This is a genomic window from Natrinema versiforme, from assembly GCF_005576615.1.
Lineage (GTDB): Archaea > Halobacteriota > Halobacteria > Halobacteriales > Natrialbaceae > Natrinema > Natrinema versiforme_A.
Window position 1 is genome coordinate 148,357 of sequence record NZ_CP040332.1, and the last position, 19,588, is coordinate 167,944.

At 63.8% G+C, this 19,588-nt stretch carries 18 protein-coding genes and 1 pseudogene; 10 read left to right on the plus strand and 9 right to left on the minus strand.

Annotated elements, in window-relative coordinates; translation table 11 throughout:
- The first annotated feature begins 146 nt into the window (after positions 1–146).
- The 3 genes from FEJ81_RS21680 (at position 147) to FEJ81_RS21690 (ending at position 4,052) form a co-directional block, all read left to right on the plus strand.
- Entirely contained in the window at positions 147–1,238 is a 1,092-nt protein-coding gene (locus FEJ81_RS21680) for a glycosyltransferase family 4 protein (RefSeq protein ID WP_138247290.1), read from the plus strand.
- Positions 1,225–2,997 (plus strand): hypothetical protein, encoded by a 1,773-nt coding sequence (locus tag FEJ81_RS21685; RefSeq protein ID WP_138247291.1) that lies wholly within the window; start codon positions 1,225–1,227, stop codon positions 2,995–2,997. The genes FEJ81_RS21680 and FEJ81_RS21685 overlap by 14 nt, the downstream gene beginning before the upstream one ends.
- Positions 2,998–3,128: 131 nt before the next feature.
- Positions 3,129–4,052: an alkaline phosphatase family protein gene (locus FEJ81_RS21690; RefSeq protein WP_138247292.1), complete on the plus strand. Its 924-nt coding sequence runs from the start codon at positions 3,129–3,131 to the stop codon at positions 4,050–4,052.
- A gap of 74 nt (positions 4,053–4,126) precedes the next feature.
- Here the strand turns inward: FEJ81_RS21690 and FEJ81_RS21695 are convergent, their stop codons facing one another.
- The 3 genes and pseudogenes from FEJ81_RS21695 to tnpA all read right to left on the minus strand — a co-directional run bounded on the left by FEJ81_RS21695 (position 4,127) and on the right by tnpA (position 8,203).
- Complete coding sequence (locus tag FEJ81_RS21695) at positions 4,127–5,182, minus strand: DUF1616 domain-containing protein (protein WP_138247293.1); 1,056 nt, start codon at positions 5,180–5,182, stop codon at positions 4,127–4,129.
- Between the two features lie 92 nt (positions 5,183–5,274).
- Entirely contained in the window at positions 5,275–7,443 is a 2,169-nt protein-coding gene (locus tag FEJ81_RS21700; RefSeq protein ID WP_229504853.1) for an Ig-like domain-containing protein, read from the minus strand.
- A gap of 307 nt (positions 7,444–7,750) precedes the next feature.
- Positions 7,751–8,203 (minus strand): annotated as a pseudogene (gene tnpA, locus FEJ81_RS21705) (IS200/IS605 family transposase).
- Positions 8,204–8,256: 53 nt separating this feature from the next.
- Here tnpA and FEJ81_RS21710 point away from each other — a divergent pair.
- Both FEJ81_RS21710 and FEJ81_RS21715 read left to right on the plus strand, forming a co-directional pair.
- Complete coding sequence (locus FEJ81_RS21710) at positions 8,257–8,412, plus strand: DUF2080 family transposase-associated protein (protein WP_138247294.1); 156 nt, start codon at positions 8,257–8,259, stop codon at positions 8,410–8,412.
- Positions 8,409–9,683, plus strand: coding sequence for an RNA-guided endonuclease InsQ/TnpB family protein (locus tag FEJ81_RS21715; protein ID WP_138247295.1), 1,275 nt, complete (start codon positions 8,409–8,411; stop codon positions 9,681–9,683). The genes FEJ81_RS21710 and FEJ81_RS21715 overlap by 4 nt, the downstream gene beginning before the upstream one ends.
- A 36-nt stretch (positions 9,684–9,719) precedes the next feature.
- On the opposite strand, the gene FEJ81_RS21720 is transcribed toward FEJ81_RS21715, so the two are convergent.
- A complete protein-coding gene (locus FEJ81_RS21720) occupies positions 9,720–10,160 on the minus strand; it encodes an SHOCT domain-containing protein (protein ID WP_394349677.1) in 441 nt (146 codons plus the stop codon).
- A 215-nt stretch (positions 10,161–10,375) separates the two neighbouring features.
- Between FEJ81_RS21720 and dgoD (FEJ81_RS21725) the strand changes: the two genes are divergently transcribed.
- The 3 genes from dgoD (FEJ81_RS21725) to FEJ81_RS21735 all read left to right on the plus strand — a co-directional run bounded on the left by dgoD (FEJ81_RS21725) (position 10,376) and on the right by FEJ81_RS21735 (position 13,668).
- The gene (gene dgoD, locus FEJ81_RS21725) at positions 10,376–11,530 is read left to right on the plus strand and encodes a galactonate dehydratase (protein ID WP_138247297.1); all 1,155 of its coding nucleotides are present in this window, start codon (positions 10,376–10,378) and stop codon (positions 11,528–11,530) included.
- Between the two features lie 97 nt (positions 11,531–11,627).
- Positions 11,628–12,653 (plus strand): SGNH/GDSL hydrolase family protein, encoded by a 1,026-nt coding sequence (locus FEJ81_RS21730; protein WP_138247298.1) that lies wholly within the window; start codon positions 11,628–11,630, stop codon positions 12,651–12,653.
- Positions 12,654–12,813: 160 nt separating this feature from the next.
- Positions 12,814–13,668: an SMP-30/gluconolactonase/LRE family protein gene (locus FEJ81_RS21735; protein ID WP_138247299.1), complete on the plus strand. Its 855-nt coding sequence runs from the start codon at positions 12,814–12,816 to the stop codon at positions 13,666–13,668.
- Between the two features lie 74 nt (positions 13,669–13,742).
- On the opposite strand, the gene FEJ81_RS21740 is transcribed toward FEJ81_RS21735, so the two are convergent.
- The gene (locus FEJ81_RS21740; protein ID WP_138247300.1) at positions 13,743–14,399 is read right to left on the minus strand and encodes a nucleotidyltransferase domain-containing protein; all 657 of its coding nucleotides are present in this window, start codon (positions 14,397–14,399) and stop codon (positions 13,743–13,745) included.
- Positions 14,400–14,642: 243 nt separating this feature from the next.
- On the opposite strand from FEJ81_RS21740, the gene FEJ81_RS24475 reads away from it, so the two are divergent.
- The gene (locus FEJ81_RS24475) at positions 14,643–14,819 is read left to right on the plus strand and encodes a DUF429 domain-containing protein (RefSeq protein WP_394349679.1); all 177 of its coding nucleotides are present in this window, start codon (positions 14,643–14,645) and stop codon (positions 14,817–14,819) included.
- The gene (locus FEJ81_RS24295) at positions 14,819–14,953 is read left to right on the plus strand and encodes a hypothetical protein (protein ID WP_267877961.1); all 135 of its coding nucleotides are present in this window, start codon (positions 14,819–14,821) and stop codon (positions 14,951–14,953) included. The genes FEJ81_RS24475 and FEJ81_RS24295 overlap by 1 nt, the downstream gene beginning before the upstream one ends.
- A gap of 256 nt (positions 14,954–15,209) precedes the next feature.
- Here FEJ81_RS24295 and dgoD (FEJ81_RS21750) read toward each other — a convergent pair whose 3' ends face one another.
- The 4 genes from dgoD (FEJ81_RS21750) to FEJ81_RS21765 all read right to left on the minus strand — a co-directional run bounded on the left by dgoD (FEJ81_RS21750) (position 15,210) and on the right by FEJ81_RS21765 (position 19,587).
- Positions 15,210–16,361 (minus strand): galactonate dehydratase, encoded by a 1,152-nt coding sequence (gene dgoD, locus FEJ81_RS21750; RefSeq protein WP_138247301.1) that lies wholly within the window; start codon positions 16,359–16,361, stop codon positions 15,210–15,212.
- Between the two features lie 106 nt (positions 16,362–16,467).
- On the minus strand, positions 16,468–17,358 hold the full coding sequence (locus FEJ81_RS21755) for an NAD-dependent epimerase/dehydratase family protein (RefSeq protein WP_138247302.1): 891 nt from the start codon (positions 17,356–17,358) through the stop codon (positions 16,468–16,470).
- A gap of 28 nt (positions 17,359–17,386) precedes the next feature.
- Positions 17,387–18,331 (minus strand): mannonate dehydratase, encoded by a 945-nt coding sequence (locus FEJ81_RS21760; protein WP_175416555.1) that lies wholly within the window; start codon positions 18,329–18,331, stop codon positions 17,387–17,389.
- 14 nt (positions 18,332–18,345) lie between these two features.
- Entirely contained in the window at positions 18,346–19,587 is a 1,242-nt protein-coding gene (locus tag FEJ81_RS21765; protein WP_138247303.1) for an AGE family epimerase/isomerase, read from the minus strand.
- Position 19,588: the final 1 nt, after the last annotated feature.

Sequence of the window (19,588 nt, forward strand, 5' to 3'; positions counted from 1 at the left end):
AGCCATTCTTACCGGAATCGAACCGTGTCCGTAACTCGTACGCGTCGGGCGATGCGGGGAAAACACTAAACGGAATTGTCTCGTCTCTCGGCGTACGCGAGCGGTTCGACGTGACGACAGCCGGCGCGGACTCTGGAACGAAACACATGAACGTATTGGGATTTACGGCCCACCGAGCTGAGAAGTTCCGACAACCGTTCGAAACCCTCGGCGGGAGCTGTGACTACATCTCCGTCGCGGACCGGAACGGGTTCGATCGGTACAGGACGATGCTCGTCACGGGCGCTCGCACGATCAAACGCGAGCGGCCGGACGCCCTCTTGGCGAACGGAGCGGATCTCGTCGGATTCGTCGCGATCCTTCTCGGGATCGTCTTCGATACGCCCGTCGTGATCCGCCACGGCGGGGATCTGTGGCGACAACGCACCGAGAAGCGACGCGAGCAGTTACGGCGGCGGGAGTATGTCGGCTATCTCAGTTTCTGCGGTCTCGCGGTGCTGAACGCGATCACGTATCGCCTCGCAGACGGGTATATCGTCGTCTCCGAGGAGTTACGGGAGATAACACACGAGAAGACCTCGTGTCCGCGATCGCGGATCAAGGTCGTCCCACCGCATATCGAGGTCGACCGGTTCGAGCCCGGCGAGCAGCGAACGGCAGCGTGTGCGCCCGACGCCGAAAACGTCGCCCTCACGGTCACGAATCTACGATATCAGGGGAAGTTTCTGGGCGCTCGAGACTGCGTCGACGAAATAACCGGTCTCCTCCGGGAGAACCCCGACACCGCATATATCATCGCGGGCGGCGGGTTGTACTACGACGAGCTCGTCCGGTACGTCGAGGCGGTGTCGTCTCCGTCGGTCAGAGACCGGATTCACACGCCGGGCCACGTCGCCGATATCGAAGCGCTGTACGGGCTCGCGGACGCGTTCGTCTACGTCTCGTACATCGACGGCTACCCGAACGTCGTTCTGGAGGCGCAGGCGGCGGGCCTGCCGGTTATCTCGAACCCGGCCCACGGGATGCCGATGCAGATCGACCACGGTGAAACCGGGTTCCTGGTCGACCCGTCTACCGAGGGCTCGATACGGGAGCCGCTCGAGCGCCTCTTCGAACGGCCGGACGTGAGCAGACGGATCGGCACGCGGTCGATCGAACGCGTTCGCCGGGAGAACACCGCAGACGCGATCGCCACGGAACTCGTGGACGCGATCGGAGAGATCCATGCGCGGGTATAGCGCGATTCGAGAGGGGCGGCTCCAGCGGCTCCTGCTCGTCCTCTCGCTCGTCCTCTCGGTTGCCTCGGTCATCCACGTCCTCTCGACGCCACCGGCAACCGGGTACGAGCCGTCAGTCACGTCGGCGTACTCGATGGAACTCTTCGGAGCCGTCGCCGTCAGTTCGGTGCTCGGGCTGTTCGTGGACGCCACCTCCGAGCGCAAACGCTACTGGTGGAAGTTCCTGATTCCGCTCTTCGTGTCGTATCTCCTCCTGTTCTGCTTGCCGCTGTTCCGCGGCTACGCGCTCTACGGCCGCGGCAACTCGGATGTCCTGTTTCATCTCGGTGAAGCGCGAACGATCGTGAATACCGGATTCATAAGCCCCGATAACTGGTATCCCGTGATTCACGTCCTGCTCGCCGTTCTCGAGCAGTTCGGGATCCCCCTCGAGCAGGGCAGATATCTCGTCCCGCTCCTCTTTTTCGGCATGTACCTCGGCTTCGTATCGCTCTATGCCACCCGCGTCGCGTCCGACTCGACGGAATCGATCGTCCTGATCGGCTGTGCGCTCCCGTTGCTGTTCGGACGATTTCATCTGAGCCTCCACCCGTCCGTCCTCTCGTTTTTCGTCGCTCCGGTATTCCTCTATCTGCTGGAGTCGTACCGCAGTGGGAAAGAGCAGCGGCGATTCACTGCCCTCTCGCTCGTCTTCGCCTCGTTCGTTCTCTTTTTCCACCCGATCACGACCCTGTTAGTCGCCGTCCTCATCCTCGCGTATACGGTCTCATCGCGACTCACACGCGTGGTTCGTCGCACGACTCCGACGACGGATCGACGGACCGCGACGGTATTCCTCTTCGTTCTCGTCGGGTTTTCGACGTGGTACACGCAGTTCGAGCGGCTCGGGACCAATCTGGTCCAGTTTATCGCTCCGGCACTCCGCACGCGGGAATCGGCGGCCGAGGCACAGCAAGCCGAAGCGATGGGGCTGAAGCCGACCGAACTGGTCGTACAATTCCTCGAGCTGTACGGTTCGATAGCCGTCTACGCGCTCCTCTCGGGGCTGTTCGTCGTCGCCGTTACCGTCGCCGTCGCGAAACGGACTGCGACGCGACGCGATCTGGACGCCGCCGTCCAGTTGTTCGCCGGCGGCGGGATCGCCATCGGCTTGGTTTTTTACTTCACGATGAGCCCGATTCGCGGGTTCCGGTATCTGATACTCGCGATGACGCTCGCGGTCGGTCTTCTCGTATCACGGCGGTACGGGCGGGAACAACGTCGCGGGTTCGCACGCGTCGGCGCTCTCGGCGTCTGCCTCGTGTTACTTGTCACGTTCCTCGCGGTCGGCGGTCTCTACACGGATCACAACCACCTTACCCACTCCGAAGCAGCGGGAGCGGAACACACCATCGAGACGGCGACGGGCAAGTACGACACCGCGTCGTATAGCACGTCTCGAGATATCGCCTGGTACTCGCTCGGCTACCGTACCGCGACCGACCGAGACGTGCAGCCGTTCCGAGGCGGCGGGCCCGAAACGGAACCGCCGCCGTCGCTCGGGTACGGTGACGACGGCGACCGTCCGGGGGACGCCTTCGAGACGTATCCCCAGTACCTGTTCCTGACGGAACACGACCGACGAGCCCCGTACAACGGGTCCGAACGCGCGTACACCGACTCCGAGCACGCTCGGTTAGCCGACGATCGAGCGGCGAACAAAGTTTACGAGAACGGGGAGACGGAACTCTGGCTCGTCGATCCGGCTGAGCGTCAGTGACGGTGTTCGGTTCGGCGACCGGGTCGCCTCGAGCCGGGGACCCGATGGTCCGTTCTCGCGTCGTTCGTAGGGGGGCAATACTCGGCGGACGGACCTGTGATTTTTTGGCTCGTTTCGGTCAGTATGGAAGTATGCGCCCGCTCACGATGCTGCAGCGCGCTCTCGAGTCGCCGGAGCACGCTGCCAGATACCTGAATCGGCTGTATCACTCCTTCGCTCACGGGGACGACCACTATCGGAACGGCGTCGCAGTGTTGGGTGAAGACTGGGACAACCTGATACTCCTCGACGGCTGCCGGTACGATACGTTCGCTCGACACGTCGACTGGGACGGGTCTCTCGACTCTCGGTACTCGCGTGGCTCGAGCACCGTCGAATTTCTCCGGGCGAACGTATCGAACGAGACCCTCGACGATACCGTATACGTCACTGCGAACCCGCAGTTTCACCAGCATCGAGACGAACTGGAAGCGGAGTTCCACGCTCGGATCGACGTCTGGAAGGACGACGGGTGGGACGACGAGTACAAAACCGTCCTTCCGGAGACGGTCGCGGAATACGCCCTCTCCGCCGCCGAGGAGTATCCACAAAAGCGCCTCCTCGTCCACTTCATTCAGCCCCATTATCCGTTTATCGGCTCGAAGACGTCGTTCGATAAGCGACAGCTTCACAGCGACGACGAACGGCCGGCGTTCTGGAACGAAGTGTTCACCGGTCAGCTGGATCTCTCCGCCGAAGAGATCCGGCCGTTATACGACGAGAACCTCCGCTTGACGCTCCCGTCCGTCGAGGAGTTACTCGCCGAACTGCGAGGAAAGACGGTCGTCACCGCCGACCACGGCAACGCAATCGGCGAGCGATCGTTTCCGATCCCGATTCGGGAGTGGGGCCATCCGCAGGGAGTGTACATGGAAGAGACCGTGAAGGTTCCGTGGTTCGTGTGGGAAAACGGTGACCGAAAGGAGTACTGCGCCGATTCGACGCCCGATTCGCGCGACCGAGGCGATTCCGAAGTCGTCGAACAGCGGTTACAAGAACTCGGCTACCGGACGTGAGTACCCGTGAGACGGTCACATAGTAGGGAACTCCCGTTCGGGACGGACCAAGGCTGCTCGAGCGAAGCCCTGCGTTAGGCGGACGACGACGCCTCGTCATCGACATCGATCCACAGGGACGTCGAGTACTCGGCGTTCTCGAGCGACGGATCCGCCGGCACGTCACCGTCCAGATACACGAGCCAGACGAACCTGACGGTATCGCCGGTCGCGGCCGGCGTGATGTTGTGAGAGTGGCGCCACGTCTGGCCGTGATCGAGCTGGGCATCGAACCGAGTGAGTTCACGTTGCTCGACGACCGTTTCGTTTCCGTCGCCGTCGAGATTCTGCTGGGCGAGGACGACGGTGTAGTCGACGGGTCGTCGTTCGTCGTTGTTGATCTCGAAAACGAGTTCTCGGGACTCGTTGAGACCCATCGTCGAGGGATAGTCGCCGGCGACGAGTTCGCCGTCGTCTTCGGTCAGGACGGCCACTTCGGAGAAGCGCTCGCCCCCCGACGGCGTTGCCAGCGCGTAGCCGACGCCGCCGACGGTGAACAGGACCGTGACGACGAGCAAGACGTTCACCGCCGCATCGGCTCTCGAATCGGGACCCCGTAGTGCCGTCCGACTCGCCGCGGTCCACCGCCGATACGGGACTCGAAACCGATTTCGCGGCGAGAGGTCCCGTCGACGAGCCGCGGCGATCGCCGTCGCACCGAGCGTCGCTGCGCTCACGGCGAGCAGTACCGGGCCGAGACGAACTCCCCACGGCGTGTAATTCAGCGCAAGCCCCGCCAGTGAGACGATCGCGACGCTCGAGCCGAGCGAGAGGACGGCGCGTTCGGGGCCGCTGATCGCAGTCGACAGGGATGTGGTCCGAGACTGCTCGCGGTCCACAGCGGCATCCGTCGTGCTATCAGGGCCCGCCGAACCGTCGGCTTCGGGAAAGAGCGCCGCGACGAGCGCGTATCCGGGAACGAACAGTACGAAGACGAGCCCGAGCGGGATTCGGAGGGCGGTCTCTCTGACGATCGGCGCGAAGACGGCCACGTTCGTCGCGACGACCGCGCCGACGACGGCGACGAGGTCGGCGGGCGTTTCGCGGATCGGTCGCGGGAGCAACTTCCACAGTGTACCGGACACTGTCATCGATATCGACTAGCGACGGGGGACTTTGAAAGTTAGCCAGTCCGAACCCCGATCGCCCGCGGCGGTAAGGACGGCGATACGCGATACCGGTATCAATCGGCCGACTCGGTCGGGGCGTCGCGGTCGTCGGTCGCGGTGAGATCGCACAACCGCCGCCCGGTCTCGAGGACGTGTTCGGCTTCCTCGGGCGAGATGTCCGCGACGTCGAACGTCGCTCGTTCGTAGTGTTCGGTCACGCGGCGGAGCAGTGCGCGCTCCGAGTCGCCGGACTCGCGGTCGGCGTCGGACTCGCCGATCCAACGATCGGCCGAGCGGCGGTAGAACTCCCAGTGGGTCAGCGCGTCGGTGGCATCGCCGGTATCGACGCGACCGGACAGGGCGTGCCGAACGGCCGCGTACCCCATTTCGACGGCCCGGTCGGGACGACCGCGTGCGAGCGAGTCGTGGCCGCGAGCGAGCAGCGATTCGGCGGTCGCGGTCCGCGATCGCTCGGCGCTCGAGTCCGGATTGCTGGACCTGTCCGCCGTCACCTCGGGATCGCGTCGATCACCCGACTGCGAAGAGCGGGCGCGTGACCGCCACGCGAACGCGGCGAGTCCGAGCGCGGCGATCAGTCCGACTCCCAGTCCGAGCAACGCCCACGCGGGGAGCCCCATCCACGATCGGTTCGCAGTCGAGAACGACACGGTCGACGCCGCGGTAGCGGACGCGAGGTTCGACCCGGAGCCGTCGTGGGTCGCAACGATCCGAACGTCACCGACCGCGGTCTCCTCGGGGATCTCCACCGTCGCGGAGACGGAGCCGTCGGCGTCCGACGTCACGGTCTCGAGCGTGGTTCCGTCCGCGCTGAGCGAGACCGGCTGCCCGGCGATCCCCGTCCCGTCGACCGTCTCGAGGGTGCCGTCGACCGCGACCGTTCGCCCCTCGTCGGACAGGCGATTGGCCGAAACGTCCATGTCGGCCTCGGTTTCGCGGACCGTCACGTCGTTCGTCGCCGCCACCGGAGCGAGCGCGCGGTCGTCGTAGTTCAATCGGACGCCCACCTCCCGCTCACCGGCGGCGACCGAGGCGGGGGCCTGAACGTCCGTCTCGAACGATCCGTTCGTCGTCTCGACGGACCCGAGTCGTTCGTCGCCGAGGGTCACCGCGAGCGAAACGCCGTCGACGGGGATCTCGTCGACGCGGAGGTCACCGCTGACTGTCGCGGTCTCGCCGTAGGCGACCTCGTCCGTCGTCTCGAGGTTCGAGACAGTCGGTTCGACCTGCTCGATCGAGACGTCGACGGTCGTCTCGCTCCCGAGGAAGACCGAGTCATTGGTCGGAACGTACTCGACGGTGAGTTGTTCCGTCGACAGCCGATCGTCGGTCGGGCGGTACTCGAACGTGAACGACCCGTCAGCGTCCGTCGTCGTCCTGAGCGACTCGTTCCCGACCTCGAGTCGGATCGTTTCGTCACCGATCGGCCGCCCGTCGGCCGTCCGTATCCGTCCGACGCCGGTCAACGGTTCGCGGAACGAGATCTCCTCGCGTTCGGCATCGACCGTGAGCGATGTCGGTACGAACTCCGTCTCGCGGATCGTCGCCTGTTCGGCCTGAATCTCCTCGTTTACCTCCTCGATCGAGGCGTCGGCCTCCGAGAGGTTCCGGTCGGTCTCGGCCTCGAGTTCGTCGTAGTTCTCGCGCAACTCGCCGCTCGACTCGTTGGCAGTCGCGGCGAGAGTCTCGAGTTCGCGAGCGAGCGATCGGGCCCGTTCTCCGTCGCCGGCGGCCCGCGCCTCCTCGTACGCCGCTTTGACTTCGTGATACTCCCGGACCGTGTCGATTACGGCTCGCTGGTTCTCGCCCGCGAGTTCGAACAGTTCGCTGCGACTCTCGTTCGGGGTCTCCGCCGCGATTTCGTCGTACTGGTCGAGCAACTCGGCGTATGAACCGTCGAAGGAGTCGGCGGCGCGATCGTACTCACCCTCTCTGAGTCGGACCGCGCCCTCGTCGAGCACGTCGGTCATGCGAGTCTCCAGCCGATGTTCCAGCGCCGCGAGGTCGCCGGTCTCGTCGTACTCGCTCGGATTCGCGTGTCGGGTGGTCACGTTACTGTCAGCGTTCTCGTCGGCCTGAACGGCCAGCGGCGACTGTGCCATCCGGCCGACCGAATCGGACTCGAACCCGGCGGCGGTCGTGGTTGCCACGCCGCCGACGGGTCCGCTCGCGAGGACGAGTACGGTGACGACGAAGACGGCGCTACTCGCACGCAGGTCGGTCACGGCCGTGCGTTCACCCTACCAGTACATAGCTATGCGTTCTGTTCGGACTCGGCAGCCATTGTTGAGGGACGGTATGGACAGCCTACAACCAGTACGGACGGACACAACGTTTGAAGCAAAGCGCGATTCGATAGACGGTCTCGAATTCGTGACTGCGATCGGCGTGCGACGCTACGACCGGCGAAACGGGCTTAGCGGAGCAGTGATACCGGAAATGGGAGGCTACGGGACAGTGGTGCTTCGTCTACAGGCGGAGCAGGCCGAGTGCCTCGGGGCTTGACCCTGAGGGTGAAGGCCGTACGCTCCGCTAAACGTGTTCTGTGCGCTCGATATATTGTTCAATCGTGTCGGTCGAAACATCTCCCGCCGTTCCGACGTAATACGATTCCTCCCAAAATCCGCCACCCCACAGATACTCTTCCAAGAACGGTTCGTGCTGTTCCCACATCTCTCGCGCCGTGATGCTCTTGACCGTTCGCACGATCTCGCTTGGTGCGTGTTTCGGATGGGCTGAAAGGAACAGGTGTACGTGGTCGGGCGAAATGTGGAGTCGTTCGAGAGACGAAGTCTCTCGTGATCACGAAAGTCGGAGATTTTCGGACGACGACAGTATCTCGTATCCGTACTTGTCGCACACGTCGCGGAAACTCGCTTCCAGCGAATCCTCGATTGGTTCCAGTATCGCGTGTCGGTACTTCGGGCACCACACGAAGTGGTAGTTGACGTTGTACACCGTGTGGTTCGACCGCTTCTCGCCCATATCGAAGTCACTCCACCGACACAGTTAAGTATATCTAAAGGATATACTCAGGTATGGCGAACCGTTTTGAAATCGACGGCGAGGAAGTTCTCGACGGCGAAGTCAAGGAGTTCGGGAACAGCGCCCACGTCACCGTCCCCAAACGCTGGCGTGGAGCCGACGTGAAAGTTGTCCGAACCTCAGAACCTACCGAACAAGACACCGAATGACCGGCGCACAGGCCCTCGTCAAGACGCTGGACTTCCAACTCGACATCCAGAGTGACAACGAGGGCCTGCTGTACGACGCCACCCTCGAAGCCCGCCGGGTGTACAACGAAACCATTCGACTCGCCAAAGAGGGCGTGGACTGGGACGCGATTCCCGACCGCGTGGCCGACGACGCCGACCTCGTGAAGAACACGACTCAGCGCGTCGTTGCGAAGGCACTCGGTGCGATGGAGAACTACTACGAGTACGACGACTTCGGCCATCCGAGCCACACCAAGGACGGCGCGTACCCGCTTCGTGCAAACTACGAGGAAGGGTACAACCTGTCGCTCACCGACGACGGTGACGTGGCGTTCCGCATCAGCGCGAAGCCCTACAAGCACATCAAGGGCGTCCTTGAAGGGAGTGACACTCATCTCGGTATTCTCAAGACCGCACTCGAAAGTGACGAGTGGAAGATTGGGACGGCTGAAGCCCTGTTCCACAACGAGAATGCCGAGTTGCACGTCAACGTCACCAACACCGAGCAGACCGTTCGAGACAAGCAGGACTCGCAGACGGTCGTCGGCCTGGACGTGAACGAGGACAACGTTGCCTTGACCGCACTCTCAGCGGATAGTGTCGAAGATACGTTGGTCATTGACTTCCCCGAGATTAAGTTCGAGCGTCACCGCTACTTCACGATGCGGAAGCGCGTGCAGAACGCGGGGAAGGACAGCATCCACGACGCGCTGGAAGGGCGTGAGGAACGGTTCGTCCGCGACAGACTCCACAAGGTGAGCCGTCACATCGTGGAGTGGAGCCAGCAGTTCGAGAGGCCATGCATCGTCTTTGAAGACCTCAAAGAGATGCGCGACAGTATCGACTACGGCACGCGGATGAACCGACGCTTGCACCACCTCCCGTTCCGCGCCCTCCAGTTCTATACATCGTACAAGGCCGCTTTCGAGGGAATCCCGACCGCGTGGATTAACCCCGGGTACACGAGTCAACGGTGCCCGCTGTGCGGGCATACGGAGCGTGCGAACCGCAATAAGAAGCGGTTCAAGTGTCGGTCGTGTTCCCATCAAGACCACTCTGACCGTGGTGCAAGCATTAACATCGCCGTGAAAGGCATGAAGAAACTCGATTGGAATGTGCCTGTTCTCAACAGCCTTCCCCAAGTTCGGAAGGTGCGACGGCAGGCATCGGGGGCCGTGGACGCCCCGACCGTGACCCACGACGCCGTTCGAGGCTATCAGACCGATGGTGTCGCGGGAGTATCCGACTAATCCACGGGAAGCCTCGGGGCTTGACCCCGAGGCGGTTCACCCGTCTCGGTCCTCTATTTCGACAGTGGTCTCGTTTCCGGACCGCGGCGTCTCGGTCGCGAAATCGTCGTCGAGTACCTGCTCCATCTCGCGTTCGAACTCTGCCTCGTCGATCTCGCCCGCCGCGTATCGGTCTTTGATCCGTTGTTCGCGGTCTTCGACTGTCGGCTCGACTTTCTCCGAGACGTCGAACTGCTGCAGGATCGGATACTCGCGCTCGAGTCGTTCAACGAGCGAGACGAGTCGGTCACTGCGGGGGAGTGACGCGCTCCGGAGCACGGAGACGATAGTCGCGCCGAGCAATACCACTGCGACCAGCCCGAGGACGAGCCCAACCATGACCCATTCGGCGGCTTCCCCGAGCATCGCCAGCAGGATGAACTCCTCGCCATAGTACACGTCACCGGAGAGCACCGACAGTGCATCTACCACTCCCATCAGACCGACACCGACCAGTAGAACTCCCGTGATCACGAACCCACCGAAGTACAGCCAGTGACGAGAGACCATATGTCGACTATCGGGACCGGGAGAGATTAAACGTACGGAGTGAGCCGAACGATCGAAACGTACGGCGGAGGAGGAATATTCGACGGGTCGAACGCGATCGAAGTCTCGCAACGACTAAATGAACCGCGGGAAAGGGGACGACTATGACCGAAATCGTCGACTACGAACTGTTCGAAGTCCCGCCGCGATGGCTGTTCCTGCGTCTCGAGACGGCCGACGGAACGGTCGGCTGGGGCGAACCGGTCGTGGAGGGGCGTGCAAAGACCGTTCGGACCGCGGTCGAAGAACTCCTCGACACCTACCTGCTGGGGGAGGATCCGGACCGGATCGAGGACCACTGGCAGGCGATGTACCGCGGCGGCTTCTACCGCGGTGGCCCGGTGCTCATGAGCGCCATCGCGGGTGTCGATCAAGCCCTGTGGGACATCAAGGGCAAGCGACTGGGCGTCCCGGTCCACGAACTGCTGGGCGGTGCGACCCGGGATCGGATCCGGGTCTACCAGTGGATCGGCGGCGATCGACCCTCCGACGTGGCCGAACAGGCTCGAGCACAGGTCGAGGCGGGCTTTACGGCGCTCAAGATGAACGCGACGGAGGAGATCGAGCGCGTCGACGATCCCGCGACGATCGAGGCCGCCGTCACCCGACTTCGCGAAGTTCGCGACGCCGTCGGTGACGAGGTCGACATCGGCGTCGACTTCCACGGCCGCGTGTCGAAACCGATGGCGAAACGGCTCGTCGAAAAGCTGGAACCCCACGAGCCGATGTTCGTCGAGGAGCCGGTCCTGCCGGAGCACAACGACGCGCTGCCGGAGATCGCGTCTCACACGACGATTCCGATCGCCACCGGTGAGCGGATGTTCTCCCGGTGGGACTTCAAGCAGGTCTTCGAGAACGGCGCCGTCGACGTGATCCAGCCGGATCTCAGCCACGCCGGTGGCATCACGGAAGTCAAGAAGATCGCGGCGATGGCCGAAGCCTACGACGTGGCGATGGCTCCCCACTGCCCGCTCGGACCGATCGCGCTGGCTTCCTGTCTCCAAGTGGACGCCTGCTCGCACAACGCGTTCATTCAGGAACAGAGCCTGAACATCCACTACAACGAGACCAGCGACGTCCTCGAGTACCTGGCGGATCCGTCCGTCTTCGACTACGACGACGGTTACGTTCAGATCCCGGACGAGCCGGGACTCGGCATCGAAATCGACGAAGAACACGTCCGAGCGCAGGCCGAGATCGACCACGATTGGCACAACCCCGTCTGGCGACACGACGACGGCAGCGTCGCCGAGTGGTAACGGCGACGCGCCGAGGCCGAGTTTCCGGGGTCGAACGCGGATAGTTGCGTGACGGCGTCCCAAACAGTTGATATGGGACGGCGGAACAGGTCTCGCCATGCAACGGGACGGGATCCAGTTCCACAACGTCGGCGAGGCCCGGCCGGTCGAGAACCGGGACGGTGAGCTACTGCAGCGCGTTCCGGAGGCCGTTCGGACCGAACTCAACGACGGTGCCCAAGCACGGATGCGCCACCCCGCGGGCGTCGAACTCCGGTTCGTCCCCGACGGACCCGCGCGGGTCACTCTGTCGACGGTACCCGGTGGGAGCGCCGCGAACGGGACCGTCCAGGTCTTCTGGGGGCCGATCCAGGGTGCGACCGAGGTCGTCGGTAGCGACCCCGTGACGATCGAGGTCTCGCCCCCGAGCGGACTGGCCGACCTCGAGCCGTTGGCACTCGAGGGTCTCGCGTTCGATCCGCGGGTCTGTCGGCTCCGGTTGCCCGGCGAACACCGCGGCGGGCCGATGATCTACCAGGGCCTCGAGGGAGACGTTCGTCCGCCCCGCGAGGACGAACTCCCCGATCGGCGGTACCTCGCCTACGGAACCTCGATTACCGAGGGCGAGGCACCGTCGGGCGAGCACCTGACCTACGTCAGCCAGACGGCCCGGCGACTCGAGGCCGACCCGATCAACCTCGGTTCCTGTGGCACCTCCTACTGCGACGCCGCGATGGCCGACCACATCGCCGAGCGCGACGACTGGGATTTCGCGACGCTCTCGATCTCGGTGAACATGGTCGGCACCTTCTCCCCCGAAGAGTTCCGCGACCGGGCCACACGGATGATCGACCGCGTGGCGAGCGCCCACCCCGAGAAACCGGTCGTCGCGATCACCATCTTTCGGAACTCCCGGGACGTCTGTCGGAGTTCCGACCCTGATGGGTTGTGCGAGCGGTTCCGTTCGGAACTCCGGGAGATCGTACACGAGACGCCACACGAGAACGTCCACCTCCTCGAGGGACCCGAACTGCTGCCGACCATCGACGGACTCTCGACCGATCTGGTCCATCCCGGCGACAACGCCATGATCACGATGGGCGAGACCCTCGCCGCCGAACTCGAGCCGTTGCTCGAAGACTGATGGAACCGGACCACCGGTTTCGACGGTAACGCCGGTCACTCGAATCGAAGCCGACGGAAGTGCTCCGGGTGGCGATGTCGGGGTCTCGGGGTCGGTTTTCGCGACAGCACGCAGACCGACTGAGTAAGACCTTTGACCGTTCACGGTAGTGGAACCGTGTATGTCGCTGACAGTCGTCGCGGATTATCGTTGTCATACGGGTGAAGGACCCGTGTGGCACCCTGACGAAGAATTGCTCTACTGGGTCGACATCCCCAACGGTCGATTGTTCAGCTACGATCCCGCCACGGACACCCATACTCAGCGGTACGAGACGGACGTTATCGGCGGGTTCACGATCCAAGACGAGGGACTGCTGCTGTTCAGGGGTGGCGGCCGAATCGAGCGACTGATCGACGGTGAGACGACAGTCGTCGCGGAGATCGACGACGAAGGCGATTCCCGGTTCAACGACGTTATCGCCGATCCGCGCGGTCGCGTCTTCTGCGGAACGATGCCGACGGAGGAACGGGCGGGCCGGCTGTACAGACTGGACACCGATGGATCGGTAACTCGCCTCTTCGACGATGTCGCGCTTCCCAACGGTATGGGATTCTCACCCGATCAACGCTACTTCTACTTCACCGACTCGGAGGCGGGCTGCATCTACCGGTTCGACTACGAACCCGCAACCGGCGCTATTACGAACCGCGACGTAATCGTCGACGTACAGGATGAAGCCGGTGTCCCGGACGGGATGACCGTCGATACCGACGGCTATCTCTGGTCCGCTCGGTGGAACGGCGGCTGTCTCGTCAGATACGATCCAGCCGGCAACGAGGTCGATCGGATCGACATCCCCGCGCGGAAAGCGTCCTCGATCACCTTCGGCGGGCCAGCGTATACGGACGCGTACGTAACTACGGCGTTGACGGATGGGAAGCGCGAGGACGAGGGAGAACACGCCGGTGCACTGTTGCGCTTCGAACCGACGGTCGAGGTCGAAGGGAGGCCCGAATTCCGATCAGACGTGTAATCTGGACCAACAACTCGAGGCGATTCGCTCTAAGCGATGCTGGTCGGACTCGAGTCTCGATCGAACCCTCGACGTCATCCGTCCACCCCGAAGATGTCGCGCTTCACCCGCCGGAACGTCTCGCTCTCGGTGAGGGGAATTCCCTCCTGTAGGATGGGGCGCAAATCCTCGCCACGCTTACGGGCGCTCTCGGGCGATTCGACGAAGACTTCGAACTCGTACCGATCGCCGTCGATCGGTTCTTCCTCGAGATCGCGAACGATGTCCGAGACGGTTCGTCGCACCGAAACCGGATCCTCGTCCTCGTCGACGAGGACGAAGAGGTCGACATCGCTCGCGCGGTCCGCCTCGCCGCGTGCCACGCTGCCGAAGCAGAGGATTCCAGCGATCGAGGACATTTCGTCGTCCACTCGTTCGACGAATCGTCCGAGCGGTTCGCGAAACTCCGCCTGCGGGATTTCGAGAAGCGGGTCGTCGGCATCGCGAAGCCGGCGTTCGTCGATCCGATAGAGGGTTCGATTCCCGGCGTCGCGCCTGACGACGAGTCCCATCGTCTCGAGGAGGGAGAGCGCCTTCGAAACGCTGGGACCGCCGTAACCGGTCAGTCGCTGGAGATCTCGGTTCGAGAATTCCTCGGTCGGGTTGCGGGCGAGTATCTCGAGAGCCTCGTCCATCGCCCCATACCGAAAGACTTGCTCGTCAGGGAGTGGGAGTCGGACTTCGACGGTCATTCGTTACATCTCTTGTAACACGTTATATCACATATACCCATCGATCGACAGAAGGGGACTCAACGCACGAATGACGCACTCGCGAGGAACGCGCTCGGTCCGAGATCGTCGAGCGTTTTCTCCACCGACCCGGCAGGCTGTCGAGTTCGCGAGGGGCGGGGACCAACATGAGACCGTTTCGGCGAAAAACCGAGACGTCGTCGGCAAAGGACTCTCGTCTAGGCTTATCACATCGCGCCCGGGATCGCCGAGGTCGACGCGTTCCTCGGTCCCGCAGAGGACGAACGGAACCGCCGGCGCGAGCGAGTGAAAGAAGCACATCCCGAGGTGTGCTTCGTCGCGTTCGACGGTGGAGAGTTCGAGTACCCAAAACGAGCGCCGTCGGATTCGGAGAGCGGCTTTCCGCCCTCGAAAACGTGATGGACGAACCGGGCGAGACGTTCCGGCAGGGCAGTCACGAACCCGCGGAGCATGAAGGCGAGGTAGATGTCGCGGACGTCGAGGCGGACGACGTACTCGACGCGATGGCGCTGGCGATCACAGCCTGCGCTTGACTCCGAATTCTCTAATTCTCGAACGGTATTCGAAAGCGATAGTATCCTTCCTTTCTCTTCATCTAACGGATACAGCGCGAGTTCCACGGATCCGGCGATCCGTCTTGTTTACAAGCGGTCTAAGAGAATTCCCCAGGGCTTGATCCCGAGGCGATTGTAACGCTGGGCCGGCAACGAGAGGCGATAGCTGGCGGACTCAAGTCCCGATCGAACGTCGAAATGGCTATCACAGACGGGTCGCCCAATCACAACTGATCTACCACTCGGCGATCCCGCCGTCTTCGTGACGCCAGACGGGATTGTACCACTTCACGTCGGCGCGCGACTGTTCACGGACGTACGACTCGTCCACGTCGATTCCCAACCCCGGTTCGGTCGGTCGACTGACGTAGCCGTCGTCGAACTCGAACGTCTCCGGATCTTCTAAATACTGGAGCCCGACACTTTCCGCTGGGTCGTGAAGCGACAGATCCTGTTCCTGCATGACGGCGTTGTGCGAGGAAAAGACCACTTGCAGGTTCGCTGCGAAGGCGATCGGACTCAACGGACAGTGCGGAACGACGGCCACGTCGAACGCCTCGGCCATCGTCGTGATCTTCCGTAGTTCCGTGATGCCGCCGACGTGTGTCACGTCGGGTTGGATGACCGTGACCGCGCCCTCGGTGAGAAGGGGTTTGAAATCGTACCGCGAGTAGAACCGCTCGCCGGTCGCGATGGGAACGCTCGTCCGCTCGGTGAGCGTCGAGAGATACTCCGAGTGTTCCGGCAACACCGGTTGATCGACGAACATCAGCCCGTACGGTTCCAGCGCCTCGACGAGGCGGCGAGCCATTTGCTTCGAGACGCGCCCGTGAAAGTCGACGCCGAGATAGAGATCGTCGCCGACGGCGTCTCTGACGGTGGCGACGCGCCGTCGCGCCCGTTCGACCGCGTTTGGGGGCTCGAGCGAACGGAACTCGGCGGTCGCGTTCATCTTGAGCGCTTTGTACCCCTGATTGCGACGGGTGATCGCCGCTTTCGCGATCTCTTCTTCGTCCTCGCCGCCGATCCACTGGTGGACCAGCACCCGGTCCCGGACCTGTCCGCCGAGCAGTTCGTGGACCGGTGCCCCGTAGTGTTTCCCCTTGATGTCCCACAGGGCGTGGTCGATCCCGGACAGGGCGCTCATCAAGATCGGCCCGCCGCGGTAGTACCCGCCCTGATACATCGTCCGCCAGTGGCGTTCGATCTCCAACGGGTCTTTCCCGAGGAGATACCCACTGACGAACTCGTCGACGGCGGCCCTGACCGTCTCGAGTCGTCCCTGGACGATCGGCTCGCCCCAGCCGACGAGGCCGGTGCTCGTCTCGAGTTTGAGAAAGAGCCACCGCGGCGGGACAGCGAAGAGTTCGTAGTCGGTAACGCGCATGCCCTATTTCGCGACGGCGACTACTTCAAGACACCGAGTAGCCGAGGATTTCAGACGAGATCGTTCTCAGAGCTGTCGCCGTCGAATTGACCCGTTCCTGTGACAACTACGCCGACAGGTCGCGCCAGCTGTGTTCGGGCTGCCAGTCGAGGAGTTCTCGCCCCTTCGAGAGGTCGACGATCGTGTCGCGGCCCTCGGGCGTCTCGTGTCGCTCCGCGTCGGGATAGAACTCCGCGACGAGGTCGGCCGTCGGCGCGTCGGCGGTCGTATCGCCGGCAACCGCCCAGAACGACTCGTGATCGTCGAAGTCGGCTTCGACGGCTTTTCGGGCGATAGACGCCGCGTCGTCGAGGGCGAGATACGAGAACAGCACGTCGCGGCCGGTCGCGGGGTGGACATCGTGGAGCGCCGTCAGCGAGCGGTCCCGCTCGATGAAGTGCTCGCGCATCTCCTCGTCGGTCATCACCCACGGGTACCGCAGTGACACGACGGAGAGGTCGGTCGACGGACGCCGGGCGACGCCGTCGGCGGTCACCTCCATCGCGTGCTTGGCGATGCCGTAGGGATCGTCGGGCGTCCGCGGGTGCTCCTCGTCGACCGGAACGTACCGCACGTCAGCCGGCCGCTCCTGGTGTTCGCTCCCCATGACGTTGATGCTCGAGGGGAGGACGACCGACTCGAGGCCGAGCCCGTCGGCCGCCTCTAAGACGTGCGTTGCGGACATCACGTTGCTCTCGTACACCCGGAAGTCGGGGTTGCTGTACGGGTTCGGGATCGTTCCCATGTGGACGACGGCGTCCGCGTCCGTCTTCGCGAGCGCGCCGTACGTTTCGCCCGCGTCCAAGAGATCCGTCGTGACGTATTTGTCCGACTCTTCCTCGCGCTGTCTGCCGCGGGAGACGTTGACCGTCTCGTAGCCGTGCTCGTTCAGCTGTGCGAGGATCTCCTCGCCGATCTTCCCGTTGCCTCCCGTGACTGCGATGGTCTCGAGTGTCATGTCTGATGTCTCTCTAAATCCGCAGTCGCTATTCGAGCAGTCCCTTGATGTAGCCGATGGCGAACAGCCGACCCATATCGGTGTAGCCAGCCATCGCGTCCTCGCGGTCCTGTTCGCCGACCATCCGCGGCACGTGGTCGGGACGGATGGGGCCGTCGAAGCCGACCGCCTGATAGGCTTCGATGGCGGCTTTCATATCGGTCGGTCCCTCGTCGTGCCACGTCTCGACGAAGTTCCGCTCGCCGCCCTCAACGTCGCGGAAGTGGACGAAGTGGATTCGGTCGCCGAACTCGCGGATCGTCGCTGGGATGTCGGCGTCCATCGCGGAGAAGTTCCCCTGACAGAAGGTGACACCGTGGCGCTCGCTGTCGTGGAGCTCGAGGATGCGACGATAGTCGTCGACGGACTGGACGATCCGCGGGACCCCGCGGACGGGTGAGGTCGGCGGGTCGTCCGGGTGGAGCGCGAGGTTTACGCCGTACTCCTCGGCGACGGGAACGACTTCCTCGAGGAAGTACTCCAAGTTCTCCCAGAGTGCTTCCTCGGTGATGTCGGCGGCCTCGTGCTCGGGTGCGCGTTCCGTCCACTCGTGGTCGTAACCGATGCGCTGGGAGTCGCCGCGACCCGGCAGCGAGTCCGAGGTTCGGATGACACCGAGCGGGTTCTCGGTCCACACCCAGCAGTAGGTATCGATCCCGAGCCGTCCCATGTTCTCGATCAGCGTCTTCACCGTCTCGATTTCCGCGTCGCGGCCCTCCTCACCGAGGACCGTTCGCTCCATCGGCGGGCGGTCCTCGACGACGTCCAGCGAGAGGCCGTGGTCCTCGAAGCGGGTGACGGTGCGTTGGAGCGTGTCGTACTCCCACCAGTCGTCGACGCCCCAGAAACGCACGACGGCCGTGTCGATGCCGAGTTGCTTGGCGATGGTCCACCGCCGATCGGGCTTCGGCGGGAGCAGTACGGTCGGGTCCATGTCGTCTCTATCAGTCATGTTCGTTCGCGGTCGTGAAAGGTCGTTCGTCGGGCTATCCGTTTCTGCGCGGAACGCCAGCACTCGTAGAAGGCGCTGGCGGGGTGGTAGTCGGGCTCGACGCCCGGTGGGTTGGGGGCGACAGGGTCGTCATCGCCCGCGAGACGCTTCTCGTACCAGAGGCCGGCGGAGCCGCGGTAGCGGTCGGTACATGCGAGGAACTGCCGGTTCCACTCCCGTAGCCGATCGGCCGCGTCGGTGTCCCCGTGTGTGGCGGCTCGCTCGGCGAGCGCCGCGGAGGCGCCGATGGCCTCCGCCAACGCCCACCCGTACTGGTCGGACACGATGAGCGTCCCGTCCGCCTCGTGCGTGTAGGCGAAGCCGTCCTCGGTCCAGCCGTTGTCGACGGCGGTCTCGAACAGCTCGAGCGCGCGGGCGTACCAGCCGCCTTCGGGTGCGCCCTCGTCGCCATCCGCGGCGTACCGGTCGAGCAGCGCGAGGAACTTCGCCCACTCGAGGTGGTGGCCGGGCTGGTACCCCGGCGGTCGGAACTGGTGGCGGGGGTCGTCCTCGTTGTACCCGAAGTCGTGGTCCCAGTCGTCGGTATAGTGCTCCCACAGCAGCCCGTCGGTCCCCGCGGCGAGATCGACCGTAATCGTCCGTGCGATGTGGCGCGCACGGTCGAGGTATTCGTCTGCGCCGGTCGCCTCGAAGGCGGCGAGGTACGCCTCGCAGGCGTGCATGTTCGCGTTCTGGCCGCGGTAGGCCTCCCGTTCGGTCCAATCCGGGTCGCAGTCGCTCCGGAGCATCCCGGCGTCGTCGCGGAACCGGTCCTCGAGCAGGTCGTGTGTCGCTGTGAGGCCGTTCTCAGCGCCGTCTACTCCGGCCACGGTGGCGCGTGCGTAGGCGAGGAGGACGAAGGCGTGTCCATACGCCGAGCGGGTCCGGTCGAGCGGAGTGCCGTCCGCATCGACGAGGAGGTAGTAACCGCCATCGACGGACCGGTGGACCTCCTCGAGGAACCGCAGTCCGTGCTCGGCGGCGTCGAGACACCAGTCCGGGCCGTCGACGATTGCGCCGACCGCGAAGTTCGCGATCGATCGGCACGTCGCCACGAGGTGCCGGCGGTGGCCCGTGTACGGCTCCCCGGACATCGGGTGCAACAGCCGGAAGCCGCGCTCCGCGAGCGCGTCCGGGTACTGTACCCGGAGCGTCGCGAGCAGCCGGCCGCGATGTGCGGTTGCAGGGACGTCACTCATA